The 24,808-nt window shown below is 68.4% G+C and carries 23 protein-coding genes and 1 pseudogene; 14 read left to right on the forward strand and 10 right to left on the reverse strand.

Translation table 11 applies throughout. The features are described from left to right. Positions 1-8: 8 nt before the first annotated feature. Both AAFN88_RS00190 and AAFN88_RS00195 read right to left on the reverse strand, forming a co-directional pair. The gene (locus AAFN88_RS00190) at positions 9-1,868 is read right to left on the reverse strand and encodes a hypothetical protein (RefSeq protein WP_347517478.1); all 1,860 of its coding nucleotides are present in this window, start codon (positions 1,866-1,868) and stop codon (positions 9-11) included. Then, a complete protein-coding gene (locus tag AAFN88_RS00195; RefSeq protein WP_347517479.1) occupies positions 1,849-1,989 on the reverse strand; it encodes a hypothetical protein in 141 nt (46 codons plus the stop codon). The genes AAFN88_RS00190 and AAFN88_RS00195 overlap by 20 nt, the downstream gene beginning before the upstream one ends. Before the next feature lie 203 nt (positions 1,990-2,192). On the opposite strand from AAFN88_RS00195, the gene AAFN88_RS00200 reads away from it, so the two are divergent. The 5 genes and pseudogenes from AAFN88_RS00200 to AAFN88_RS00220 all read left to right on the forward strand — a co-directional run bounded on the left by AAFN88_RS00200 (position 2,193) and on the right by AAFN88_RS00220 (position 6,711). Next, positions 2,193-2,792: a shikimate kinase gene (locus AAFN88_RS00200; RefSeq protein ID WP_347517480.1), complete on the forward strand. Its 600-nt coding sequence runs from the start codon at positions 2,193-2,195 to the stop codon at positions 2,790-2,792. Then, positions 2,789-3,862: pseudogene (gene aroB / locus AAFN88_RS00205) on the forward strand (3-dehydroquinate synthase); the annotation flags it as partial. The gene AAFN88_RS00200 and the pseudogene aroB, both read left to right, overlap by 4 nt. Before the next feature lie 190 nt (positions 3,863-4,052). Beyond that, complete coding sequence (locus AAFN88_RS00210) at positions 4,053-5,363, forward strand: HlyC/CorC family transporter (protein WP_347517481.1); 1,311 nt, start codon at positions 4,053-4,055, stop codon at positions 5,361-5,363. 213 nt (positions 5,364-5,576) lie between these two features. Next, positions 5,577-6,023, forward strand: coding sequence for a CBS domain-containing protein (locus tag AAFN88_RS00215; RefSeq protein ID WP_347517482.1), 447 nt, complete (start codon positions 5,577-5,579; stop codon positions 6,021-6,023). Between the two features lie 136 nt (positions 6,024-6,159). Then, positions 6,160-6,711, forward strand: a complete 552-nt coding sequence (locus AAFN88_RS00220; protein ID WP_347517483.1) for a DUF2889 domain-containing protein — start codon at positions 6,160-6,162, stop codon at positions 6,709-6,711. A 33-nt stretch (positions 6,712-6,744) separates the two neighbouring features. Here AAFN88_RS00220 and AAFN88_RS00225 read toward each other — a convergent pair whose 3' ends face one another. Together AAFN88_RS00225 and AAFN88_RS00230 are read right to left on the reverse strand one after the other, a co-directional pair. After that, entirely contained in the window at positions 6,745-7,416 is a 672-nt protein-coding gene (locus AAFN88_RS00225; RefSeq protein WP_347517484.1) for an NnrU family protein, read from the reverse strand. Between the two features lie 85 nt (positions 7,417-7,501). After that, positions 7,502-7,783 (reverse strand): BolA family protein, encoded by a 282-nt coding sequence (locus AAFN88_RS00230; protein ID WP_347517485.1) that lies wholly within the window; start codon positions 7,781-7,783, stop codon positions 7,502-7,504. A gap of 149 nt (positions 7,784-7,932) precedes the next feature. Here AAFN88_RS00230 and AAFN88_RS00235 point away from each other — a divergent pair, with 149 nt between their 5' ends. The 6 genes from AAFN88_RS00235 to AAFN88_RS00260 all read left to right on the forward strand — a co-directional run bounded on the left by AAFN88_RS00235 (position 7,933) and on the right by AAFN88_RS00260 (position 14,263). Continuing rightward, a complete protein-coding gene (locus AAFN88_RS00235; protein ID WP_347517486.1) occupies positions 7,933-8,889 on the forward strand; it encodes a DMT family transporter in 957 nt (318 codons plus the stop codon). A gap of 101 nt (positions 8,890-8,990) precedes the next feature. Further along, positions 8,991-9,593: a DnaJ domain-containing protein gene (locus tag AAFN88_RS00240; protein ID WP_347517487.1), complete on the forward strand. Its 603-nt coding sequence runs from the start codon at positions 8,991-8,993 to the stop codon at positions 9,591-9,593. Positions 9,594-9,664: 71 nt separating this feature from the next. Further along, a complete protein-coding gene (gene cobS / locus AAFN88_RS00245; RefSeq protein WP_347517488.1) occupies positions 9,665-10,669 on the forward strand; it encodes a cobaltochelatase subunit CobS in 1,005 nt (334 codons plus the stop codon). A 17-nt stretch (positions 10,670-10,686) separates the two neighbouring features. Next, positions 10,687-12,558, forward strand: a complete 1,872-nt coding sequence (gene cobT / locus AAFN88_RS00250; protein ID WP_347517489.1) for a cobaltochelatase subunit CobT — start codon at positions 10,687-10,689, stop codon at positions 12,556-12,558. Positions 12,559-12,560: 2 nt separating this feature from the next. Further along, positions 12,561-13,553 (forward strand): esterase-like activity of phytase family protein, encoded by a 993-nt coding sequence (locus AAFN88_RS00255; RefSeq protein WP_347517490.1) that lies wholly within the window; start codon positions 12,561-12,563, stop codon positions 13,551-13,553. A gap of 131 nt (positions 13,554-13,684) precedes the next feature. Further along, positions 13,685-14,263, forward strand: a complete 579-nt coding sequence (locus AAFN88_RS00260; protein WP_347517491.1) for a cysteine dioxygenase family protein — start codon at positions 13,685-13,687, stop codon at positions 14,261-14,263. A gap of 166 nt (positions 14,264-14,429) precedes the next feature. Here AAFN88_RS00260 and AAFN88_RS00265 read toward each other — a convergent pair whose 3' ends face one another. From AAFN88_RS00265 to AAFN88_RS00280, 4 genes are all read right to left on the reverse strand, one after another. Beyond that, positions 14,430-14,798, reverse strand: a complete 369-nt coding sequence (locus AAFN88_RS00265; protein WP_347517492.1) for a nuclear transport factor 2 family protein — start codon at positions 14,796-14,798, stop codon at positions 14,430-14,432. A gap of 200 nt (positions 14,799-14,998) precedes the next feature. Then, complete coding sequence (rpmB, locus tag AAFN88_RS00270; protein ID WP_347517493.1) at positions 14,999-15,298, reverse strand: 50S ribosomal protein L28; 300 nt, start codon at positions 15,296-15,298, stop codon at positions 14,999-15,001. Positions 15,299-15,503: 205 nt separating this feature from the next. Continuing rightward, positions 15,504-16,496, reverse strand: coding sequence for a methylmalonyl Co-A mutase-associated GTPase MeaB (gene meaB / locus AAFN88_RS00275; RefSeq protein ID WP_347517494.1), 993 nt, complete (start codon positions 16,494-16,496; stop codon positions 15,504-15,506). A 216-nt stretch (positions 16,497-16,712) separates the two neighbouring features. Further along, positions 16,713-17,144, reverse strand: a complete 432-nt coding sequence (locus AAFN88_RS00280; RefSeq protein WP_347517495.1) for a VOC family protein — start codon at positions 17,142-17,144, stop codon at positions 16,713-16,715. A 155-nt stretch (positions 17,145-17,299) separates the two neighbouring features. On the opposite strand from AAFN88_RS00280, the gene AAFN88_RS00285 reads away from it, so the two are divergent. Together AAFN88_RS00285 and AAFN88_RS00290 are read left to right on the forward strand one after the other, a co-directional pair. Beyond that, positions 17,300-17,683, forward strand: a complete 384-nt coding sequence (locus tag AAFN88_RS00285) for a hypothetical protein (RefSeq protein ID WP_347517496.1) — start codon at positions 17,300-17,302, stop codon at positions 17,681-17,683. Continuing rightward, the gene (locus AAFN88_RS00290; protein ID WP_347517497.1) at positions 17,680-18,273 is read left to right on the forward strand and encodes a LysE family transporter; all 594 of its coding nucleotides are present in this window, start codon (positions 17,680-17,682) and stop codon (positions 18,271-18,273) included. Before AAFN88_RS00285 ends, AAFN88_RS00290 begins: the two co-directional genes overlap by 4 nt. A gap of 283 nt (positions 18,274-18,556) precedes the next feature. On the opposite strand, the gene AAFN88_RS00295 is transcribed toward AAFN88_RS00290, so the two are convergent. Together AAFN88_RS00295 and scpA are read right to left on the reverse strand one after the other, a co-directional pair. Continuing rightward, positions 18,557-20,440 carry an ABC transporter ATP-binding protein/permease gene (locus tag AAFN88_RS00295; protein ID WP_347517498.1) on the reverse strand — a complete coding sequence of 628 codons (1,884 nt, stop codon included), beginning with the start codon at positions 20,438-20,440 and terminating at the stop codon, positions 18,557-18,559. A 419-nt stretch (positions 20,441-20,859) separates the two neighbouring features. Beyond that, positions 20,860-23,013: a methylmalonyl-CoA mutase gene (gene scpA / locus AAFN88_RS00300; RefSeq protein WP_347517499.1), complete on the reverse strand. Its 2,154-nt coding sequence runs from the start codon at positions 23,011-23,013 to the stop codon at positions 20,860-20,862. Positions 23,014-23,332: 319 nt separating this feature from the next. On the opposite strand from scpA, the gene AAFN88_RS00305 reads away from it, so the two are divergent. Beyond that, the gene (locus tag AAFN88_RS00305) at positions 23,333-24,760 is read left to right on the forward strand and encodes a HAMP domain-containing sensor histidine kinase (protein WP_347517500.1); all 1,428 of its coding nucleotides are present in this window, start codon (positions 23,333-23,335) and stop codon (positions 24,758-24,760) included. Positions 24,761-24,808: the final 48 nt, after the last annotated feature.

Consider the following 24,808-nt stretch of genomic DNA (forward strand, 5'->3'; position numbering starts at 1 on the left):
AGGGCGGCCTAGGGCCGGGCGGCCAGCGCCGCCTCGATGGCTAGGGCCCGGGCCTCGTTGCCGAGGCCGACGGCGGCCAGCGCAGAGACGGCGTAGCCCAGCGCCAGGGGATGACTATCGGCCGGCGCCGCCACGCCCAGCGCGTCCACCGCCAGCAGAACGCTCTCGCCGCGCTTGCCTTCGGCGGCCGCGTCGCCCAGCGCCAGAAGGCTCGGCAAACGCTCCAGGGGCCGGGCCGCCGCCCCGTCTTGCGCGAGCTGGGCCCAGCTCAGCGGCTCTTCCTGCCCCAGCGCGCGGGACAGCATCAGCATGAGCAGGCGCCGCTCGGCAGCCGCAGGGCTCTCCGCCGTACTTTCGGCACTCAGGGGCTCGGCCGCGCCGGCAAGGCGGCGCAGCGGCGTCAGCTCGTCGTAGGCCGCTTGCGATTCCGGATCCTTCAAGCCGTCGATGCGCAGCACCGAGAGCCAGCCGCCGGCGCGCTCGAACTGGCCGAGGCGGAACAGGGCGCGTGCCGCCTGAGGGGCGAACCACGCCAGCTCCGGGCTCGGCGCCAGCCCGGTCAAAACCGGCTTCAGGGCACGGGCCACAGCGTTGGACCTGCCGTCCGCCTCGGCCGAGAGCAGCGCCGCGCGCAGGATTTCCGCCTTGGTCGCCGCCAGGCTCTCGCGGTTGGCGGCCCGGTACAGCAGAGCCCGGCCGCTCACGCCGCCCTCCCGCTCTGCCTGAGCCAGGGCGTCGGCCAGATCGGCCTCGGTGAACTCGAAGGCGGCGTAGGCACCGGCCAGGCGTTCGCCCGGCAGGGCGCCGACCTCGGCCAGACGCTCCACCGCCGCCGCGTGAACGGCGTGGTCGCCGCCGGCGAGCTGCGCGATGCCGTGCAGCAGCGGCGGGCCGGCGCCCGCCACGGTCTCGGCCGAGACCGCGCCGCCGGTCCTGCGCAGGATCGCCAGATTGAGGGGAGTTAGCCCCTCGCCGCCGACCCTGCCGGGCGTGCCGCTGATGAAGCCGTCGGCCAGAACGAAGAACGCGGGGTCGCCGTCAGGGGCCTGCTCGCGCAGCAGGTCGAGCCCCAACATCGCCTGGTCGCCTTGTTCGGCCAGGAACTGGCAATAGATCTGCGCCTTGGCCCAATAGAGATCGCGCGGATAGCGCGCCAGGCCGGCAGGCACCTCGCCGCAGGCTTGGCTGTCCTTGCCGGCCAGCAGCAGACCGTCGACCTTGGTCCGGGCCAGCCAGGGGTCCTCGACCCGCTGCGGCACCAGGGCCAGCAGACGGTTGAGGCCGGCCAGCGCGCCCAAGGCGTAGAGCCGCTCAGCGCGCAAGCGCAGGAAGCCGCTCTCCCCCGCCGCGGCCTTCTGGACCGTGGCCAGGGCGTCGGCAACGGTCGGACCCGCCGGGTCCGCTGGGCCGCCGCCGGGCGGCGGCGCGCTGGTCAGCAGCAGCCGCGTGGCCAGACTGTGCAGGGTCGGCGAAGTGATGCCGGCGGGCAGCCCGGCCAGCAGCGACTCAACCAATGGGCGCGGGCTGCCGGCCCAGACGCGCGGGCCGAACCCGCCGCTGCCCAGGTCGAGAATGCCCAGGGCCTCCGGATCCAGTTCGCCCAGGCGGTCGATCTCGATGCCCTCGGCCCCTTCGCCCTCCACCTGCGGCGTCTCGGCGGCGCGCTCGGACGGCAGGGACGGCTGGTCGCCCGCCGCGGCCGCCGGCCGCTCCGGCGCCACCGTCGGCGGGAAGAGGGAGATCGGCGCGTCCTGCGCCACGGCCCCCGGTGCGGCGGCCCAGAGGGCGACGCAGAGGGCGCTTGCGCAGCACAAGACGGCGGCGCGCGCTGGCAGGCGGGGCTGGCGGCTAGCGGGGGAAGCGTTCATCGGGCAGCGCCTTCTCGACCGGCGCCGAGGGCGGCGGGATGTCCCAGGTCAACAGAAAGAAGCCGCCGGAGACGATGAGACCGGCGAGAACGACAAGAGCAACGAGGGTGGTCTTTTTCATAAAATAAATCGCGTGCGGCTGAGGACTGCGTGAACGGGATCGGCAGCAGTGTTACGCTGTTCCGGGCCGGCGCCGGCCGCTGGTCGGGCAACACTGTCTACTTGTGCCGTCAAGATGGTTTTATGATAAGGTCCGAATCTGGCGCGAATGCGGCAGTTTACCTAGGGTCTTTCATCGTTGCAACGATCAGCAGGCGAGTTTCGGTGGTTCATACAAGCGAAGAGGTGGCGGACGCCGGGAGCATTTCCCTGGCCGTGCCCCGCACCATTGCCCTGGTGGGGCTGATGGGCGCCGGCAAGTCCTGCATCGGTCGCCTGCTTGCCGCCTCGCTCGACCTGCCCTTCGTCGATGCCGACAAGGAAATCGAGACCGCCGCCGGCTGCTCCATCGAGGACATCTTCTCCGCCCACGGCGAAGCGGCTTTCCGTGACGGAGAACGCCGGGTGATCGCCCGCCTGCTCGACGAACCGAAGATGGTGCTGGCCACCGGCGGCGGCGCCTTCATGGACCCCGAAACGCGCCGGCTGATCCGCGAGCGCGCCATCTCCGTGTGGCTGCGCGCCGATGTCGACCTGCTGCTGCGCCGCACGGCCCGGCGCAACAACCGGCCGCTGCTGAAGCGCGGCGACCCGCGCCAGATTCTCAGCGAACTGATCGCGTTGCGCTATCCGGTCTACGCCGAGGCCGACGTGGTGGTCGATTCCGTCGACGGTCCGCCAGAGACGACGCTGGCCCGCGTCGTGAAAGGACTGCAGCACCATATAAGGAAACACGGCGCAGCCCCCGGAAAGGCCGGACAATGAGCCCGCACCAGCCCCTGCGCGTTGAGCTGGGCGAGCGCAGCTACGACATTCTGATCGGCACCACCGTGATGGCCGAGGCCGGCAAGCTGATGCGTCCCGTGCTGAAGAGCGACCGGGTCGTCGTCATCACCGACGCCAACGTCGCCGCGCTGCACCTGGCGCGCCTGCAGCGCGCCCTCGACGACGCCGGACTGCGGCACGACAGCATCGTCATGCCGCCCGGCGACGCCACCAAGAGCCTGGACCAGCTGGGCGTTCTGGTCGGCAAGCTGCTGGACATGAAGGTCGAGCGCTCGACCACCCTGGTGGCCCTGGGCGGCGGGATGATCGGCGACCTCGCCGGCTTCGCCGCGGCGGTGACCCTGCGCGGCATCGATTTCGTGCAGATCCCCACCAGCCTGCTGGCCCAGGTCGACAGCTCCGTCGGCGGCAAGACCGGCATCAACGCCCCGCAGGGCAAGAACCTGATCGGCGCCTTCCACCAGCCGCGCCTGGTGCTGGCCGACACCTCGATCCTGACCACCCTGCCACGCCGCGAGATGCTGGCGGGCTACGCCGAGATCGTGAAGTACGGCCTGATCCGCGACGCCGCGTTCTTCCACTGGCTGGAGGCGCACGGCGCCGACCTGGTCCAGGGCGAGCGCGCCGAACTGCAGCACGGCGTGCTGGAAAGCTGCCGCGCCAAGGCCGAGGTCGTGGCCGCCGACGAACGCGAGAGCGGCCAGCGCGCGCTGTTGAACCTAGGGCACACCTTCGGACATGCCCTGGAGGCCGAGACCGGGTACGGCGACGAACTGCTGCACGGCGAAGGCGTCGCCGTGGGCATGGTCATGGCCTTCGACCTGTCGGTGCAGCGCGGCCACTGCCCGCCGGAGGCCGCCGACCGGGTGCGCCGCCATCTGGCCGCCGTCGGCCTGCCGACCGGATTCGCCGACCTGGCGCCGCGCCACTGGGACGTGGAGCGCCTTGTCGGACATATGTCGCGCGACAAGAAGGTGAGCGGCGGGCGCATTACCTTCGTCCTTGTGCGCGGCATCGGCGAGGCCTATCTGGACAGGACCGTAGAGTTGGACGAGGTGCGCGCGCTCTTGACCGCCGCCTTGAACGACGCCGACCAGCTCGCCCGGGAGAACGAAGCCTCGGGCATAACGACGCGGGCCACGCTCGGCAGTTGAACGCCGAGAGACCGTCCCGCCACGCTCCGCCTTGGGAGCCGCCCGCAAGACACGATGCCTTTTCAGCAACCTGAATAGATCGACCATGGAAATCGACCTCGCCATCATCCTCGGCGCCATCCTGGTGCTGCTGGTCTTCTCGGCATTCTTCTCCGGCTCGGAAACGGCGCTGACTGCGGCCTCGCGCCCGCGCCTGCACAACCTGGCCCAGTCCGGCGACCACCGCGCCAACGTGGTCAACGACCTCTGGCACGAAAAGGAGCACCTGATCGGCGCCATCCTGCTGGGCAACAACCTGGTCAATATCCTGGCCTCGGCGCTGGCCACCAGCGCCCTCATCACCCTTTTCGGCGACGCCGGCGTGGCCTACGCGACCCTGGCCATGACCGTCCTGGTGCTGGTCTTCGCCGAGGTGCTGCCCAAGACCTACGCCCTGCAGAACGCCGACCGCGCCGCCCTGGCCGTGGCGCCGGTGATGCGCATCATCGTCGCCCTGCTGAAGCCCTTCTCGCTGGTCATCCAGATGATCGTACGCGCGGCGCTGTCCGGCTTCGGCATCGAAGTGCGCCACACGCTCTCCGCCGAGGCCTCCGAGGAACAGCTGCGCGGCGCCATCGACCTGCACCAGGGCGAAGGCGAGGAAGAGCGCCACGAGCGCGAGATGCTGCGCTCGATCCTGGATCTCGGCGACGTCTGGGTGGAGGAGATCATGATCCACCGCAAGGACGTGGTGGCCATCGACGTCGACCTGCCGGCGGCGCAGATCGTCGAGGCGGTTCTGGCCAGCCCCTTCACCCGAATTCCGCTATGGCAGGAGGATCCCGACAACATCGTCGCCGTGCTGCACGCCAAGGCCTTGCTGCGCGCGGTACAGGCGGCCAGCACCGACCTGGACAAGCTGGACGTCAGGGCCATTGCCGCCGCGCCCTGGTTCATTCCCGAGACCACCGACCTGCTGTCGCAGCTCCAGGCCTTCCGCCGCCGCCACGAACACTTCGCCATCGTGGTCGACGAGTATGGCGAGATGCTGGGCATCGTCACCCTGGAAGACATCCTGGAAGAGATCGTGGGCGACATCTCCGACGAGCACGACGTGGATATCGAGGGTGTGCAACAGCAACGCGACGGAACCATGATCGTCGACGGCAAGGTCACCCTGCGCGACCTCAACCGGCGCTTCGAATGGCGCCTGCCCGACGAGGAGGCCTCGACCATCGCCGGCCTCATCCTGCACGAGGCGCGCTGCATTCCCGACGCCGGCCAGATCTTCACCTTCCACGGCTTCAAGTTCGAGATCCTGGGGCGCAAGCGCAACCAGATCACCTCGGTGCGGATCTGCCCCAGCGACAGCGGGCCGGCCGAGGAGCCGGAGGACGAAGAGGCGGCACAAGGCTGATTTCATCGACGCGTTATTCGCGTAAAGATTGAAAGGCCGCCGCCCAGCGCCGCTTGACCGCGATTCCGATGCCCTGCACAATCGGTTGCAAGCAGGGGGCGGGAAGAATCTCCCTGCAAGCGGCCGCGCCCTCTATGGCGCCTCTTATTGAAGCATAGGGCCTTGAATCTCTTAAGATTCGCACAAGAGCCCTTCCGCGCGGGAGGACCCCATATGCAGCGTAGAGTTGTACCGGATATCGTCGATCAGCAGAAGATCGAGCTCTTGCCCGGCAGCACCACCGTCCGCGATGCCGTCCGCAATATGGCGGAGCGCCATATCGGCGCGGCCCTCGTCGGCAGCGGCGGGCGGCTGGAAGGCATCTTCACCGAGCGGGACCTGCTGATCCGCGTCGTGGCGCGCGGACTCGATCCCGACAGCACGCCCCTGAGCGCGGTCATGACCGCCAATCCCGACACCGTGGGGCCCGACGATCTGGCCTCCCTGGCCCTGGAACGGATGCGCTCCTCCGGCTACCGCCACGTCCCGGTGGTCGAGGACGGCGAGGTTGTCGGCATCGTCTCGCTGCGCGACCTCTACGCGGCGGCCAAGCGCGAGTTGGAGGAGGACCTGCAGCAGCGCGAAGCCTTCATCTTCGACACCGGCTACGGCACCGGCTGATCTCCCCAAGGAGCACCGCGGGCCCCTGGGAGAACGGCGGGCTTCCCGGGGCCTCGGCCGCTGCGCTTGGTTGACGGGCGGCCGCGGGGTCCTATAGTCGCGGGTTCCCTGTTCGAGAACCACGCGGTACCCGGCCATGCCCCTCTCGCCCCCTGTCGAGCGAACCTGTCTGCACAATCGGAAATACGACTTTCAAGGCTACCAGCGCGCCGACGGCCTGTGGGACATCGAGGGGCGCATCGTCGACACCAAGACCTATGCCTTCGCCAACCAGGACCGCGGCGAGATCCCGGCCGGCGAGGCGCTGCACGACATGTCGATCCGCCTGACCATCGACGAGGACTTCAAGGTTCACGACATCGAGGCGGTGACCGACTTCAGCCCCTTCCGCCTTTGCCCGGACATCACGCCGAACTTCAAGCGCATGATCGGCGCCGAGATCAAGACCGGCTGGACCCAGCAGGTACGCCGGCAACTGGGCGGCGTCGAAGGCTGCACCCACCTGGTCGACCTGCTGATCGCCATGGCGACGGTCGCCTTTCAGACCCTCTATCCGGTGCGCGCCGCCACGGCCGCCAAACGCCCGCCCGGCCAGCGGCCGGGCCTGCTGGAGACCTGCCACGCCTTCGCCAGCGACAGCCCCATCGTCAAGCGCTCCTGGCCGGACTTCTATACCGGCGAGGAGTAGCCCCTAAAGCCAGGCCCCCTAAAGCCAAGCCCCCTAAAGCCAAGCCAAGGGGTCGAGCCCGATGACCGGCCCATGCAGGTGCAGCAGCGCCGCGTAGAGCAGCAGGCCCGCCAGCAGATCGATCACGCCGCAAAGCGGCACCACCCGCCGCAGCCGCGCGGCCGGTCCGCCATCCGTCTGAGCGGCGGCCGCCGCGTAGTCGGCCTCCGAAAGCCGCGCGCGCGCACGCCGCTCCATGCGTTTCATGCCGGCCAGGCTGAAGCCCGCCAGACTGCCGAAGAGGATGAGGCTCACCAGGTCGCCGTTGGCCACGAGGTGGGCGGCGGCCCAGAGGAAGAAGGCCCAAAGAACGGGGTGGCGGAACTGTGCCGCCAGGCCGGCGCGGCGCGGATCGGCGAGGCCGCCGCGGAAGGAGACCGACAGCGGGCTGGGCTGCCACAGCGCCCCGGCGAGCAGGATGCTGGCGGGCAGCATGGCGGCCAGCGGCACCAGCGCCGTGGCCCGGCTGGGCGCCCAGAGCTCGATGTAGGGGGCGGCCAGGGCCGCGGCGATCACCCAGGCGATGGTCGCCAGGGAGACCAGCGAATAGACCGCCAGATAGGCCGGCCGGCCCAGCTTCTCGATCAGCAGGACACGCAGGCCGGTCGCCGCCGGCAGGACGTGGGCGGCCAGGAAGACGGCAATGGCGGCGAAGAATTCGATCATGCTGCTGGATAGCGCCCCGGCGCCGACACCTCAACCTCCTCCGGTTCCCGCCGGCAGGTCCCGGACCTGCCTCGGCGCCGCCCGATCAGCCGGCTCCGACCTCTTCTTCCGGGGTCAGGGTCTTGAGCTGCAGGGCGTGGACGCCGGCGGCCAGTTCTTCGGCCAGGATCTCGTAGACCCGGCGCTGGCGGGCGACGCGGCTCTGGCCGGCGAAGGCCGCCGAGACCACTTCGACGCTGAAATGGGTCTCGCCGCCTTCGCGGTAGCCGGCATGCCCCTTGTGCTTTTCCGAATCATCAACGACCTTAAGGCGTTGCGGCGCGAGGGCCTCGGTCAGTTTCTGTTCGATGGTCTGCGCGACTGCCACGGCACTGCTCCTTCACCGACGATCTGCTGCGCCTGACGGGCGCGTCCAGAAGGTGGGTCGCCCGTCCGGGCCTGTCAACGCCGACCTGGCGGGCCCCGCCCGACAACGCCTCAATCCTGCCCGGAGGCAGGCCACCAGGGATCGCCTTCATGTCATCCAACACTGCGCCCTCCACCGCCCTCAGCCCCGCCGCCGCGCGGCTGCTGCTGGTCGGCGTGGTGGTCCTCTGGGGCGTCAACTGGCCGGTCATGAAGGTCGGCCTGCAGTCCATGCCGCCGGTGTGGTTCGCCGCCGCGCGCATGACCCTGGGGGCGGCCAGCCTCTTCGCCGTGCTGGCCGTCCTGGGCCGCCTGAAGCTGCCGACGCGCCGCGACCTGGCGGTCGTCTTCACCGTCGGGGGACTGCAGATGGCCGCCTTCCTGGTGCTGGTGAACTTCGCCCTGGAGCACGTCGGGGCCGGACGCTCGGCGGTGCTGGCCTACACCACGCCGCTGTGGGTGACGCCGGCCGCCGTCCTGTTCCTGGGCGAGACCATGAACCGGCGGAAACTGCTGGGTCTCTGCCTGGGCCTCGGCGGCGTGGCCGTGCTGTTCAACCCCCTGGGCTTCGATTGGACCAGCCGCGCGGCCCTGACCGGCAACGCGCTGCTGCTGGCCGCCGCCTTTTCCTGGTCGCTGGCGATCCTGCATGTCCGCGTTCACGAGTGGGAGTCCTCGCCCCTGCAGCTCGCGCCCTGGCAGATGGTGCTGGCGGCGCCGCCGCTGGCGGCCCTCTCCTGGTTCACCGAGGACTGGTCGGCGATCGCCTGGTCCGGCGGGCTGGGCGCGATCCTGGCCTACAACGGCCCCCTGGCGACGGCCTTCTGCTTCTGGGCGGTGGTCAGCGTCAACCGGGCGCTGCCGGCCACCACCACCTCCCTCAGCCTGCTGGCGGTGCCGGTGGCCGGTGTCCTGGCCTCGGCGCTTTTCCTGGGCGAGCCGACGACCCCGACCCTGCTGGGCGGCCTGGCCCTCATCCTCTGCGGTACGGTGCTGGTGAACCTGGCCGACCTGCGCGGCGGGCGCGCCGCCGGGGGGCGGGACGCGCCGCCGACTCCCAACGACTGAGACTGCCGAAGACGAACAGGGGCGACTAACAGCCCGGAATCGCGCGGTTTTACGGCCTGCCGCCCTTGCGCCCGGAGGGCCCCTTCCCACATAATTCAAAGATGTCCGGTTCCCCCCAGAAGCCTCACGGCGACCCCTTCCATGAAGGCCCCTACCGCACCGGCGACGCCGGGTCGGACGCGGGCCTGCGCCGCTGCGAGCGGCCGGGCTGCACGGCGGAAGGACTGCACCGGGCGCCGCGCTCGCGCGACGACCTCACCAGCTACTACTGGTTCTGCCTCGAGCATGTGCGCGAATACAACCTGGCCTGGGACTATTTCAAGGACCTGGACGAGGACGACATCGAGCGGATCCGCCGCGGCGACGCGGTATGGCAGCGCCCGACCTGGCCCCTCAACGGCGGCCTCGGCGGACGCAAGACTGGTCCGCACAGCAGACCCTTGCGCGACGGCTTCGGCTTCTTCACCGAGGAAGCCGCCGACCGGGAGCAGCACAAAGGCCGCTTTCCGCCCACGTCCCGCCAGGCCAAGGCGCTCAAGACCCTGGAACTGGCGCCCAACGCCACCCTGGCCGAGGTCAAAGCGCGCTATAAGTCGCTGGTCAAGGAATTGCACCCTGACATTACCGGCGGCGACGGACGCTCCGAAGAGCGGCTGAAAATCATCAACTTGGCGTATTCGGACTTGAAGGCGGCCTTCGACTGATGTTCAACAGGCTCAGGCCCTTCGACGTGCCGGGTTAAAACTCTAAATTCAAACGACGGAATTCCTACTTCATGGCGACAGCAGACCCCACGGCCACCGACGGCGAGATGCCGACGAGCGGCCCCGATATCGAAGTTTCGGTGCGCCAGACCTTCGGCCTCGACTGCGACATGCAGGTGCCGGCGTTCAGCCAGGCCAACGACTACGTGCCCGAGGTCGACGAAACCTACCGCTTCGACCACGACACCACCCTCGCCATCCTGGCCGGCTTCGCCCATAACCGCCGCGTGATGATCCAGGGCTATCACGGCACCGGCAAGTCGACGCATATCGAGCAGGTCTCCGCGCGCCTCAACTGGCCGTGCATCCGCGTCAACCTGGACAGCCACATCAGCCGTATCGACCTGGTGGGCAAGGACGCCATCGTGCTGAAGGACGGCAAGCAGGTCACCGAATTCCGCGAGGGCCTGCTGCCCTGGGCGCTGCAGCGCCCGACGGCCCTGGTCTTCGACGAATACGACGCCGGCCGCCCGGACGTGATGTTCGTCATCCAGCGGGTGCTGGAAGTCGACGGCAAGCTGACCCTGCTGGACCAGAACCGGGTCATCCGCCCGCATCCGGCCTTCCGACTCTTCTCCACCACCAACACCATCGGCCTGGGCGACACCACGGGGCTCTACCACGGCACCCAGCAGATCAACCAGGCGCAGATGGACCGCTGGAACATCGTCGCCACGCTGAACTACCTGGAACACGACGCCGAGGTGGAGATCATCCTCGCCAAGTCGCCGGAATACGACAGCGCCGAGGGCCGCGAGCGGGTCTCCGCCATGGTCGCCCTGGCCGACCTGACGCGCAGCGGCTTCATCAACGGCGACATCTCCACCGTGATGAGCCCGCGCACGGTGATGACCTGGGCGGAGAACGCCACCATCTTCGGCGACGTCGGCTTCGCCTTCCGGGTCACGTTCCTCAACAAGTGCGACGAGATCGAGCGCCCCGTCGTGGCGGAGTACTACCAGCGCTGCTTCGGCAGCGAGCTGCCGGAGTCCGGCGTCAAGGCGCACATCACCTGAGCCCGGGACGCCTCTAGATGAGCCAGCCCGAAAACCCGCTCGACGTCTTCCGGCGGACAACCGCCGCGACGGTGCGCGCCATCGCCGAGCGTGACGATATCAACGTCACCTATGCGCCGCGCGGCCAGGGGCTGGTCGGCAAGGAAGTGAAGGTAACGCTGCCGGCGCGCAATCTGCCGGCGGAGGAAGCCGCGCTGGTGCGCGGCGAAGCCGACGCCGCGGCCCTGCGCCTGCGCCACCACGACGGCAGCCTGCACGCTCACGCGCGCCCGCGCTCCCAGGAGGCGCGCGAGATCTTCGACGCCATCGAACAGGCGCGCTGCGAGGCGCTGGGCATGCGGCGCATGGCCGGTGTGGCGCAGAACCTGGATGCGGCCCTGGAGGAACAGTACCGGGTGCGCGGCCTGAACCGCGCCCAGAGCCGCGAGGACGTGCCGCTGTCGGAGGCCCTGCGCCTGCTGGCCCGCGAGGCCATGACCGGCGCGACGACGCCGGCCAGCGCCAAGGGCGTCATCGACCTCTGGCGCCCGATCCTGGGCCAGGAGATCCTGCAGGACATCAAGGAACTGGGCCGGCGCGCCGAGGACCAGGCGCTTTTCGCCGAGACGGTGCGCGACATGCTGCAGCACCTGGACATCGACATCGGCCTGGAAGACGACCTCGAGCAGGACGAGGACGAGCAGGACCAGCAGCAGGACGAGTCCGAGGACGACAACAGCAGCAGCCAGACCGACGGCGACGAGAGCGCCGAGACGCCGACCACCATGGAAGGCGAGGACAGCGAGGGCGACGAGTCCGAGGGCGCGGAGCCGCAGGCCGCCGAGGCCGACAGCGAGATGATGGAAGGCGCGGGCGAGGAAGACCCCGGCCGCCCCGGACAGCTTCCCGAGCTGTTCGGCCACAACGCCCGCGACAGCGAGCCCTATCACGCCTTCACCACGGAATTCGACGAGATCATCGAGGCGGAAGAGCTCTGCGATCCCGACGAGCTGACGCGCCTGCGCCAGATGCTGGACCAGCAGCTCGCCCACCTGCAGGGCGTCATCGCGCGCCTCGCCAACCGCCTGCAGCGCCGCCTGCTGGCGATGCAGACCCGCGCCTGGGACTTCAACCTGGACGAAGGCCTGCTGGACACCGCGCGCCTGGCCCGCGTCATCGTCAACCCGATGCACTCGCTGACCTACAAGCAGGAGCGCGATACCGAGTTCCGCGACACCGTGGTGACGCTGCTGATCGACAACTCCGGCTCCATGCGCGGCCGCCCGATCACGGTGGCGGCGATGAGCGCCGACATCCTGGCGCGCACCCTGGAGCGCTGCGGCGTGAAGGTGGAGATCCTGGGCTTCACCACGCGCATGTGGAAGGGCGGTCAGGCGCGCGAACGCTGGATCGGCGCCGGCAAGCCGCCCAGCCCGGGCCGCCTCAACGACCTGCGCCATATCGTCTACAAGTCCGCCGATGCCCCCTGGCGGCGTGCGCGCAAGAACCTGGGCCTGATGCTGCGCGAGGGCATCTTGAAGGAGAACATCGACGGCGAGGCCCTGTTGTGGGCGCACAACCGCCTGATCGGGCGTACCGAGCAGCGCCGCATCCTCATGGTGATCTCCGACGGCGCGCCGGTCGACGACTCGACTCTCTCGGTCAACCCGGGCAACTACCTGGAACGCCACCTGCGCGACGTCATCGCCTACATCGAGAACCGCTCTCCGGTGGAGCTTCTGGCCATCGGCATCGGCCACGACGTGACCCGCTACTACCGCCGTGCGGTCACCATCGTCGACGCAGAACAGCTCGGCGGCACGGTGATGGAGAAGCTGGCCGAACTCTTCGAGGAAGAGCACGGAGGTTTGGCCCCGCAAGGTCCGCGCCGCGGCGCCCGCGTCCACTGATCTTGCGGACGGCGCGCCTCACCGCCCTCCTTTACTGCCTGCTGCTGCTCGCCGCGCCCGCCGCGGCACAGACACCGCTCGAGATCCGCGCCACCCCGCTGCGCTTCAATGCCGAGGACAAGACCCAGGTCACCGCCGGCGACTTGCGCTGGCGCGGCGGCCTGCTGCTCAGCGCCGACGACCCGCGCTTCGGCGGCCTCTCGGACCTGGCGATCTCGCCGGACGGCACGCGCATCACCGCCATTACCGATGCCGGGCGCTGGATCACCGCGCGCCTCACCTACGACCGGAACGGCCACCTCGCGGGCGTCGCCGAGGGACGCTGGGGCGCGCTGCGCGGCGCCGGGGGCCTGCTGCTGACCGGAAAGGCCAGACAGGACGCCGAGGCCCTGACCCGGCTGGACGACGGCAGCTTCGCGGTCGCCTTCGAGCGCCGCCACCGCCTGCGGCGCTTCCCCGGCGGCGACCTCACCAAACCGCCGGTGGAGATCGCCGCCCCCGCAAGCCTCGCCGCCGCCGCCGGCAACAGCGGCATCGAGGCCCTGGTGGCGCTGGCCGGCGACCGCCTGCTCGCCTTCACCGAGGGCCAGAAAGTTGGCGGTCTAGCGGGAGGCGACAGCTACGCGGTCTATCTGCGCGACGGCGCGGGCCTGTGGCAGGGCCTGGCCCTGAAACCCAAGGGCCTCTTCCACCCGACCGGGGCGGCGCAGCTTCCCTCCGGCGATGTGATCCTGCTGGAGCGGCGCTTCACCCTGCTGGGCGGCGTCAGCGCGCGCCTGCGGCGCCTCCCGCTCGCCGCGATCCAGCCGGGCGCCCTGCTGGACGGCAGCGAGATCGCCGAGCTGAGACCTCCGCTCACCCTCGACAACTTCGAGGGCGTAGCGGTCCATCGGCTGGGCGACGGCACGACGCGGATCACCCTCGTTTCCGACGACAATTTCAGCCCCCTGCAGCGCACCCTCCTCGTGCAGTTCGATCTGCTGCAAGGCGGTTGAGCCTCGCCGCTGCGGACAACTTGACGGGGATCAACGCAGCGCAGAATTGGGTGCGAACACTCTTCGCGTTCCCTCCGCATCGCGGTTTCGCCTAAGCTGTCCGCCTGGACAGATAAACGGGGGGAAGCAGCATGCCCGCGCCGCAAGCCAAAGATCGGCCTTACACCCTGGAAAACTATGTCGCCGACCTGCGGCGCATCACCGCGGAAACCGACGAGGAGGACGAGATCATCCGCCGCGTCGGCCCGCTGGCCCAGCGCCTCGCCGTCGACAAGAGCTGGCTTCAGGACAAGTACTACCAGACCAACGGCGAGCAGGGCTTCAACGCCTTCCTGCTGCACGAGGAACCGGACCATTCGCTGGCCGTTCTCGCCGTGAACTGGCTGCCCGGCCGCGGCGCGCCGCCGCACGATCACGGCACCTGGGCGGTGATCTCCGGCGTCGACGGCGTGGAGCGCAACACGCGCTACGCCCGTGTCGACGACCGCAGCCGTCCCGATCGCGCCGAATTGGAAGTGAAGCACGAGATCAATGCCGATGCCGGCGAGCTGATCTGCATGAAGACCGGCGGCATCCACTCCGTCCACAACGACGGCAGCGACGTCACGCTGTCGCTGCACACCTATGGCACGCATCCCAACTTCACCGAACGCTCGCAGTTCGATCTGGAGACCGGCGAGAAAAAGGACTTCAAGGTGCAGGTGGAATGAGGCCCGGCCTGAACGGCGCGAAGTCCGCGCTAGAGCAGATCAGGGTCGGCTGGAATCGCCGAAGGCGATCCACCGGCCCTGTGAATCTGCTCAATACCTATGAAGTAGATCGGATTCACACGATGAGACGGGACCACATCGTGGCTCCGTCTCATCGTGATCCGATCTAGGCTGACAGCGCCGTGTAGTAGGTCAGGCGCTCCGAGACGACGCCGTCGTCCGCCACCTTGATCAGGCCGCTGCCCGCGATGCCGGTGCCGGGCGCCGTCCACCAGCACCAGGCGGTCAGTTCGCCGTCCGCTTCGGCGGTCAGCACCTCGGTCAGCGACAGGAAATGGGCTTCCGCCTTGCCGCCTCTCAGTTCCTCGACCGTCGCCTTCATCCCGTCGAGATAGGCGGCCATGTCGCCCTTGGCCACGCGGCCGTGGTTCGGATCGTCCAGTACGTAACTGTCGGACAGTGCCGAGAGGATCTTGTCGCTGTTCCCTGTAGTCCAGCCTTCCGCATAGGCGGCCAGGTGATCGGCTTTGCTCATGGGCTTCCCCTTCGAAGAGTGTTGCCAAGGCAAGCCGAGCCTATCACGCGAAAGCCTCCTCGCCCGAACGCGATTACCGGATCGCCGGGCGCCCTTAGGGTTGCAGGTTGCCCTGGCAGCGCGAGCGAACCTTCGCCCCCGAAAAGCAAAAGGCCCGCTCGGAGGCGGGCCTTTCGGAAACTCTATGAGCCTTTAGAAGCTCAGGCGGCGGCGGCCTGCTTCTCGGTCGCTTTCTTGATCCGGCGCTTCAGCTCGCGGGCCTTCTGGCCGAGCTTCTCCGAGGAGGTCGACAGCAGGTAGGCGTCGATGCCGCCGCGCTTCTCCACGGTGCGGATGGCGCGGGTCGAGAGGCGCAGCTGCACGGTGGTGCCCAGCACGTCGCTCATCAGGCTGACGTCCTGCAGGTTCGGCAGGAAGCGCCGGCGGGTGCGGTTGTTGGCGTGGCTCACGTTGTTGCCGGTCTGAACGCCCTTGCCGGTGAAGTCGCAACGTCGTGCCATGATCGCAAATCCCAGGTCTGTGGCCCGCGCCCCGATATCCCTAGGGGCTGGCAGGCATCCATTGAAAAAGGTTACCGGGCGGCGAGCCACCCGGTGCGGGCTGGTTTCTAAGGCAGCGGCGGGGCCCCGTCAAGCCGATTCCGGGCGCTTTCCGGGCGGGCTCCCGGCTAGCCTGGGATGCGGGGAAAGTTTCCCAAAAATAGAGTTAATTCCCGATAAACAGCCCCACCAGGCGGCGGGCGGCGGCCGTCGGAGTGGTCTTGCCGGCCCGGACCTCCCGCTCCAGGCCCTGGAGCTCGCGGGCGACCTCCGGCTGGGCCTTGAAGCGGCGCATGAGGCCGTCGGAGATCTCGGCCCACATCCAGGCCCCGGCCTGGGCGGCGCGCTTGGCCGCACGGGCGCCGCTGGCCTCCATGACCTGCCGGTGCTTGACCACCGTCTCCCAGACCTCCCCGATGCCCTGATCCAGCAGGGCCGAGCATTTCAGCACCGGCGGGCGCCAGTCCGGGTTGGGCGCGCGCAGCAGGCCCAGGGCGCCGTAGTATTCCGCCACCGCCCGGTCGGCCGCCGGTACCATATCGCCGTCGGCCTTGTTGACGATGACCGCGTCGGCCAGCTCGACGATGCCCTTCTTGATGCCCTGCAGCTCGTCGCCGCCGCCGGGCAGCAGCAGCAGCAGGAAGATGTCGACCATCTCCGCCACCGCCGTCTCCGACTGGCCGACACCGACGGTCTCGACGATCACCACGTCGAAGCCCGCGGCCTCGCAGACCAGCATGGCCTCGCGGGTGCGCCGGGCGACGCCGCCCAGGGTGCCGCCGGTGGGCGAAGGGCGGATGAAGGCCCGGGGATGGCGCGACAGCTCCTCCATGCGGGTCTTGTCGCCCAGGATCGAGCCGCCGGAGACCTTGGAGGACGGATCGACCGCCAGCACCGCCACCTGGTGGCCGGCCTCGACCAAGTGCAGGCCGAAACGCTCGATGAAGGTGGACTTGCCGACGCCGGGCACGCCCGAAATGCCGATGCGCACGGAGTTGCCGCTGGCCGGCAGCAGGGCCTCCAGCAGGGCCTCGGCCTCGCCGGCGTGTTCGGGCTTGGTGGATTCGATGAGGGTGATGGCCCGCGCCAGCGCGCGGCGGTCGCCCGCCGTCACCTTTTCGGCCAGGGCCGCCTGATCTGATACCCCCGGTTTCGTCATGCCCCGCTTATGGGCCGAAGGCGCCGATGCTGGCAAGCCCCTTTGTCCGGCAACACCCCCTCCCTAGCCCTCCCCCACAAGGGGGGAGGGGACAGCAGCCGCATCCGCCGCCCCCCTCTCCCTTGATGAGGAGGGGATACAACGTTGGCAGCCGCGCCAAACAGCTCCCTCCCCCTTGATGGGGGAGGGTTGGGGTGGGGGTGATTTTGGTTATCCCTAGCTCTCCGCGCCTTCGGCCCCAGGCCCCAGCGGCTGGCCGTAGCTGAACTCGACGAAGTTGCCGTCGGGATCGCGCAGGCCGCAGTAGTAGCCGACGGGATAGGCCTCCTGCCTTGGCGCCCAGACGAGGCAGCCGGCGGCCTCGGCCCGAGCGGCGATGGCGTCGACGGCGTCCTTGCTCTCCAAGGCAAAGCCCAGGTGGCTGAAGTCGCCTTCCGCCTGGTCGCGGCCCGGCCCGCCGGGCAGCATGACGATGATGAAGTCCTTCTCTTTCCCCGGCTCGGCCAGCCAGACCACGCGCGCGCCCCTTTCGGCATTGGCGTCGTTGCGCTCATGCACCACCTTCATGCCGCAGTAGTCCCGGTAGAAAGCCAGGCAGGCCTCCAGGTCGCGCACGTGCAGCGCCAGGTGGGTGAAGGCGGGAGTCATGGAGAAAGGCTAACGCCGTCCGGAACTGAAACAAAGGGTATAGGGACTTGCTTCGCGCAGCGATCGTGGCGACCTGTGGTAGAAAGGATCGGCTTCCAATTGGGGTCGAATGATCGATGCATGGGACACGCCTTGGTTCGAGAACACTCCTGCTCTTGCTGCCGGGCCTTGGCTGCGCCGGGCTCTTGGCTCTGTGGCTCGCGCTAGGGAGTGACGAGGTTCAGAAAGGCAATGCAGATGGGCGCATCTTGCCGAGGGAGGTTACACTCGAAAATCTCGATGCCTTCGAAAAGCAGCTCCTCCGCGACCTGCCGGTGGGAACCACCAAGCAAGACGTCGAGACTTATCTGAAACGCTGGGAGATCAGCTATACCTACCTCCCCCCAGACAGCGGGTGGCTGGAGTACAGCAACTCCTTCTACGCCACTCTCGACAACATCGGCTCCCGCAACTTTCTGCGGGCGAGCCTCAGCATCTCGATCGTTCATGATGAAGAGGACAAGGTCCGCGCGATCTGGTTCAGCGTAAAGTACAAATGATGCTCGGTGATCTCGGCCTGCTGTGGCTGGCCGCCCTGCCGCTGATGGGCAGCCCGGGACCGGCCACACTCAGCACCGCCGCCGTCGGCTCAAGCTTCGGGCCGCGCCGCGGCCTGCCCTACCTGGCTGGCATCATCGCGGGCACGGCGGACGTGCTGCTGCTCATCGCCACCGGCGTGACGGCGGCGATCCTCGCCGTGCCGGCACTCGCCACCGCCATCACCCTGGCCGCCGCCTACACCCTCTACCTCGCCTGGCGCATCGCCACGGCGCCGCCGCTGTCGAAGGACACCGCGGAAGCCAAGGCGCCAGCCTTCCCCGGCGGTTTCTTCCTGGCCATCGCCAATCCGAAGGCCTTCGCCGTCCTCGGCGCGGTCTACGCCAGGCACAGCGTGATCGAGGGCGACCTCGCCACGGACGCGGTGGTGAAGGTCGCGGCGCTCAGCCTCGTTATCGTGCTGGTGAATTCGACCTGGCTGGTCTTCGGCTCGATGATCGCCGCCCTGCTGCACGACCCCAGGAAGGCGCGGATCACCAACATCGCCTTCGCGGTGCTGCTGGTCGCGTCCGTGGCGCTGGCGCTGCTCTAAACCCCAAACGTCATGCTCGGACTCGACTCGAGCATCCAGGGGCGGGTGCTCAGGCGGTTGCCCTGAACCCTCGGGACAAACCAGAGGGTGGCAGGAGGCGTAGCGGCACCGCATCGCCGCAAACCGTGTGTCATCCCGGCACTTGTTGCCGGGACCCAATGCCCTGGCCATCCCATCAATCGAGCGCAAAGGGGCGCAGGCCGTCGTCCGGCACCGGCGCCAGTGGGTCCCGGGGTCAAGCCCCGGGACGACGGCGGTGTGCGAATCGAAGCGAGTTGACGGTTTACTCCGCCGCGCTGCCGGGGACGGCGGCGGGTTTGGGCTCTTCTTCCACTGCGGCCTGCTGGCGCGCCCACATCTGGGCGTAGACGCCGCCGCGCACCAGCAGCGCGTCGTGGCGGCCGCGCTCGACGATGCGGCCGGCCTCCAGCACCAGGATCTCGTCGGCCTCCACCACGGTGGAGAGGCGGTGGGCGATGACCAGCGTCGTGCGGCCGCGCGAGACTTCGCGCAGGTTGTTCTGGATCTCGCGCTCGGTCTTGGTGTCGAGGGCGGAGGTCGCCTCGTCGAACAGCAGGATCTTGGGGGCCTTGAGGATGGTCCGCGCGATGGCGACGCGCTGCTTCTCGCCACCCGACAGCTTCAGGCCGCGCTCGCCCACCATGGTGCCGTAGCCGTCGGGCAGGCCCGCGACGAAACCGTCGATCTGCGCCAGGCGCGCGGCTTCGCGCATTTCCTCTTCGCTGGCCGAAGGACGGCCGTAGCGGATGTTGTAGCCGACGGTGTCGTTGAACAGCACGGTGTCCTGCGGGACGATGCCGATGGCCGCGCGCAGGGAGGCCTGCGTCACCTCGCGCAGGTCCTGGCCGTCGATCTTCACCGCGCCGTCCAGCACATCGTAGAAGCGGAAGAGGATGCGCGAAATGGTCGACTTGCCGGCGCCGGAGGGCCCGACGATGGCGACCGTGTTGCCGGCCTTCACCGTGAAGCTGACGTCCTTCAGGATCGGCCGGCGCGGGTCGTAGCCGAAAGAGACGTTCTCGAAGATCACCTCGCCCTTCTTGAGGTCGATTTCCGGCGCGCCTTCCCGGTCGCGCACCTCGGCATCCGAGTGCAGCAGCTTGAACATGGTCTCCAGGTCGATCAGCGACTGCTTGATCTCGCGGTAGACCGTGCCCAGGAAGTTCAGCGGCATGGCGAGCTGCAAGAGGTAGGCGTTGACCATGACGAAGTCGCCGACGGTCATGGTGCCGGCCACCACGCCTTGGGCCGCCAGCACCATCAGCAGGGTGATGCCGACGGCGATGATCAGCGACTGCCCGGTGTTCAGGACCGAGAGGCTGGAGCGGCTCCTCACCGCCGCGCGCTCGTAGTTGGCCAGCGCGCTATCGAAGCGCCGGGCCTCGTGATCCTCGTTGCCGAAGTACTTCACCGTCTCGAAGTTCAACAGGCTGTCGATGGCCTTGGTGCTGGCGTCGTTGTCCGCGTCGTTCATCTGCTTGCGGATCTCGATGCGCCACTCCGTCACCTTGAAGGTGAAGACCACGTAGCCGGCGATGGTGGCGAAAGGAATGAGCGCGAAACGCCAATCGAAAATGACCCAGAGGATGCCGCAGGCCAACCCGACCTCGATCAGCGTCGGGATCACCGACATGGCGGTGAAGTGCAGCAGGAACTCGATGCCCTTGGTGCCGCGGTCGATGGCGCGGCTGAGGCCGCCGGTCTGGCGTTCCAGGTGGAAGCGCAGGGAGAGCGCGTGCAGGTGGCGGAAGGTCGCCAGGGCCACCCGGCGCACCGCGTTCTGGGAGACGCGGGAGAACAGGGTATCGCGCAATTCGCCGAAGCCGAGTGCCGCGACCCGCACCGCGCCGTAGGCCAGCAGCAGACCCAGCGGCAACGCCACGGCCGCGGTGGCCACGCTCTGCCCGGCCCCCTCCCCCAAGCCCGCCCCCAAGCCCGCCGGCGTCAGGGCATCGACCGCGGCCTTCAACACCAGGGGCACGGTGACGATGGCCAGCTTGGCGCAGACCAGCAGCACCAGGGCCGCTACCACGCGGGCCTTCAGGTCGGTCCGCCCGGCCGGCCAGAGATAGGGCAGCAGGTTGGTCAGGACCTTGAGCTGGCCGAGGCCGACCTGCTGGTCACGATCGAGGGTGGTGGGACGCATCTAACAGAGGATATAGGGACAGCGGGGTTCGGGGCCAATCATTCTCTTGGGGGGCACGGCGCACCCCCACCCTAGCCCTCCCCCGCAAGGGGGGAGGGAACGGCAGCGGCGTCATTTCTTTTCCCTCTCCCTTGCCGGGGTAGGGTGGGGGCGAGGCAAGCCCTTCCCTCGCCCCCCCACTGTCGCCCTCGGGCTTGACCCGAGGGTCCATTTCTCCACAGCACCTTCCCTGCGGCACGTCCATGCCCTGCGGCACGTCCATGGATGCTCGGGTCAAGCCCGAGCATGACAATTGAAGAAGCTGCATCGGCCTCGCCCTTCGAGACGCGCGCTTCGCGCGCTCCTCAGGGTGAGGCCTTACTCAATCCTCATCCTGAGGAGCCCCGAAGGGATGTCTCGAAGGATAAAGGATCCCCTCTTCAGGCCGCCTTGCGGCGCTGTTTCACGATACCCAGGATCTCGCTGGCGGCGTGGGGGATGTTGCTGCCCGGGCCGTAGATGGCCGAGACGCCGGCCTTCAGCAGCATATCGTAGTCCTGGGGCGGGATGACGCCGCCGCAGACCACGATGATGTCGTCGGCGCCCTGGGTCTTCAGCGCTTCGAGGAGCTGCGGGACCAGGGTCTTGTGGCCGGCGGCCTGGCTGGAGACGCCGATGATGTGGACATCGTTCTCGACGGCCTGGCGCGCGGCCTCCTCCGGGGTCTGGAACAGCGGGCCGACGTCGACGTCGAAGCCGATGTCGGCGAAGGCCGTGGCGATCACCTTGGCGCCGCGGTCGTGGCCGTCCTGGCCCAGCTTCACCACCAGCATGCGCGGACGGCGGCCTTCCTCGGCCTCGAAGGCCAGAACCTCCGACTGGATGCGCTGGAAGCCCTCGTCGCCCTCGTAGGCCGAGCCGTAGATGCCGGTCACCGAGCGGATGATGGCGCGGTGGCGGGTGTAGACCTTCTCAAGCGCATCGGAGATCTCCCCCACGGTCGCGCGCACCCGCGTCGCCTTGACCGCCAGGTCCAGCAGGTTGCCGCTGCCGTCCTGCGCCGCGGCCGTCAACTCCGCCAGCGCCTGCGTCACCGCCGCGCCGTCGCGCCCGGCGCGGATCTTTTCCAGGCGCTTGACCTGCTGCTCGCGCACCGAGGTGTTGTCGATGTCGAGGATCTCGACCGGCTCCTCTTCCTTGCTGACGTATTTGTTGACGCCGACGATGACTTCCTCGCCGCGGTCGATGCGGGCCTGACGCCGCGCGGCGGACTCCTCGATGCGCAGCTTCGGCATGCCGGACTCCACGGCCTTGGTCATGCCGCCCAGCTCCTCGACCTCGCCGATCAGCTTGCGCGCCTCCTCGACCAGCGAAGCCGTCAGGCTCTCCACGTAGTAGCTGCCGGCCAGCGGGTCGACCACCTTGGTGATGCCCGTCTCCTCCTGCAGGATCAGCTGCGTGTTGCGGGCGATGCGCGCCGAAAACGGCGTCGGCAGGGCGACGGCCTCGTCCAGGGCGTTGGTGTGCAGCGATTGGGTGCCGCCCAGGGCCGCGGCCAGGGCCTCCACCGCCGTGCGCACCACGTTGTTGTAGGGCGACTGCTCGGTCAGCGAGACGCCGGAGGTCTGACAGTGCGTGCGCAGCATCAGCGAGCGCGGGTCCTTGGGCTGGAAGTGCTGTTCCATCAGCTCGGCCCAGAGGAAGCGTGCGGCGCGCAGCTTGGCGATCTCCATGAAGAAGTTCATGCCGATGGCGAAGAAGAACGATAGGCGCGGCGCGAAGGCGTCGACGTCCAGGCCCTTGGACTGGGCGGCGCGCACGTATTCGATGCCGTCGGCCAGGGTGAAGGCCAACTCCTGCACGCAGGTCGCCCCGGCCTCCTGCATATGATAGCCGGAGATCGAGATGGAGTTGAAGCGCGGCATGTGCTGCGAGGTGTAGCCGATGATGTCGGCGACGATCCGCATCGAGGGCTCGGGCGGATAGATGTAGGTGTTGCGGACCATGAACTCCTTCAGGATGTCGTTCTGGATGGTGCCGGAGAGCTTCTCCGGCCCGACGCCCTGTTCCTCGGCGGCGACGATGTAGCCGGCCAGCACCGGCAGCACTGCGCCGTTCATGGTCATGGAGACGGACATCTCTTCCAGGGGGATGCCGTCGAAGAGGATCTTCATGTCCTCCACGGAATCGATGGCGACGCCCGCCTTGCCGACGTCGCCGACCACGCGCGGGTGGTCGGAGTCGTAGCCGCGGTGAGTCGCCAGGTCGAAGGCCACGGAAAGGCCCTTCTGCCCGCCGGCCAGATTGGCGCGGTAGAAGGCGTTGGACTCCTCGGCGGTGGAGAAGCCGGCGTACTGGCGCAGCGTCCAGGGGCGGCCGGCGTACATGGTGGCGCGGGGGCCGCGGGTGAAGGGCGCGAAGCCGGGCAGGCTCCCGACCGTCTCCAGGCCTTCCAGGTCCTCGGCGGTGTAGAGCGGCTTGACGGCGATGCCCTCCGGCGTCTGCCAGGTGAGGCTCTCCGGCTCGGCGCCCTTCAGCTCCTTCGACGCCAGGGCGCGCCAGTCTTCCACGCTCTTGTCCGGCCCATCGCTCATGGTCTCTGCCCTCTGCTCCCCGGGTTTCCCGGCGTCCTTCGGCCCGGGTTGGCCCGGGCGGCGCCCTATTTCGCAGGTGCAGTATAAGCGCGCCGAGGATGGCGGGGGAAGTAGGAAGCGGCGGCAACGCCCCCCAGCGAGGCCGCGCCGCGAAGGCTCTGCGGCAGAGGTCACAACCCCCCGCTGATTGACTTCCGCCGCGTTCTCCCGACTTAAGGCCCCGTTAAATCATTTAGTCTATACAAACGTTTAGATTAATTCTCGTGCCGTGTGGCCGTGCCGAGGGGGCGCGGCGCGCACGGGAGGAAAGCTTCGGGCCATGGATCCCTTCCTCATCATCAAGGCGCTGAACGTCGCCGTGCTGGTGATCATCGGCGGCGCACTCTTCGGGTTCTGGCGCTCGGCCGACCGCACGCCCTGGCTGCTGCACTGGAGCGCCTACGAGTTCGCCCTGGCGGTGGCGGTCATCGTCGACCGCAACATGCTGCCGGCCTCCCTGGCGGTGGGCGTGGCCGTGCCGCTGCTGCTGCTCGGCATCTTCGGCTACCGCAAGAAGGTCCGGCCGCCGCGCTACACCTTCCTGCTGCTCTTCGCCGCCATCGCCCTGCCCGGCTATGGCCTGGCCGAAGTGCTGGGCAAGACCGAAGGCTACGTCTATCTGAGCGCCTGCATCGCCGCCGGCTACCTCGCCGCCGCCGCGATGTTCATCCGCGAGGGCGGCGGCCTCAACATGCTCATCGCCGGCGCCTTCCTCGGCCGCACCGCCTCCATCCTGCTCTACCCCCTGTGGGAAGCCTTCGGCATGGTCTATGCCGCTTATGCCATCGGGCAGGTCTTCACCCTTGCCGCCGGCGTCGGCATGCTGATGGCGGGCTTCGCGAAGGCCTACAACGCCTTGAAGAAGCACGAGCAGGAGCTGATCCAGTCCTACAACAACAGCGAAGAGCTCATGCTGCGCCTGGAGCGGCGTAACCAGGAATACCTGGAAGCGCGCCAGAACGCCGAGGCCGCCAACACCGCGAAATCCCAGTTCCTCGCCAACATGAGCCATGAACTGCGCACGCCGCTGAACGCCATCCTCGGCTTCTCGGAGGTTCTGGCGGTGCTGCCGAGAGAACAGGCCATCCACAAGATGGCCGACTATGCGCGCAACATCCACGAAGCCGCCAGCGGCCTGCAGGCCATCATCAGCGACATTCTCAATCTATCCCGCGTCGAGGCGGGGGCGCTGGACGTTCAGCGGGGCGAATGCGACCTCTCCGGCATGTTCGCCGACCTGCAGCGCATTCTCCGGCCCTTGGCCGACGAAAAGCAGATTTCTCTGGTCATCGAAAGCGGGGATGCCTGCCTCGGGCTCTGCGACGAGCGCCTGACCCGGCAGATCCTGATCAACGGCCTGTCCAATGCCATCAAGTACACCCAGCGCGGCGGCCGTGTGGTCTGCCGCACGGACATCGACGGCCCCTGGGCCGTAGCGACGGTCGAAGACAACGGTATCGGCATCGACGACGAACGAATCGCCAAGGTCTTCGAACCGTTCTGGCAGGAGGGCAACAACTTCCTGGCCGAGAACCAGGGCGTCGGACTGGGCCTGACGATCGCCCGCTCCTATGCCCAGGCCCAGGACGGCAAGATCGAGATCAAGCGCGCTGCGGCAGGCGGCACGGTCTTCCGGCTGTATTTGCCCGCGAAGATTGCCAAGACTGAATTCACACACGCAACCCCTCCGAAATCCGCCGTCTCCTAGCGCTACCTCCCAGCGAACAACACCTTGTCCGGCGAAGATTTTTGCGCT

It is taken from the genome of Pelagibius sp. CAU 1746, from assembly GCF_039839785.1.
Taxonomy (GTDB): Bacteria; Pseudomonadota; Alphaproteobacteria; order Kiloniellales; family Kiloniellaceae; genus Pelagibius.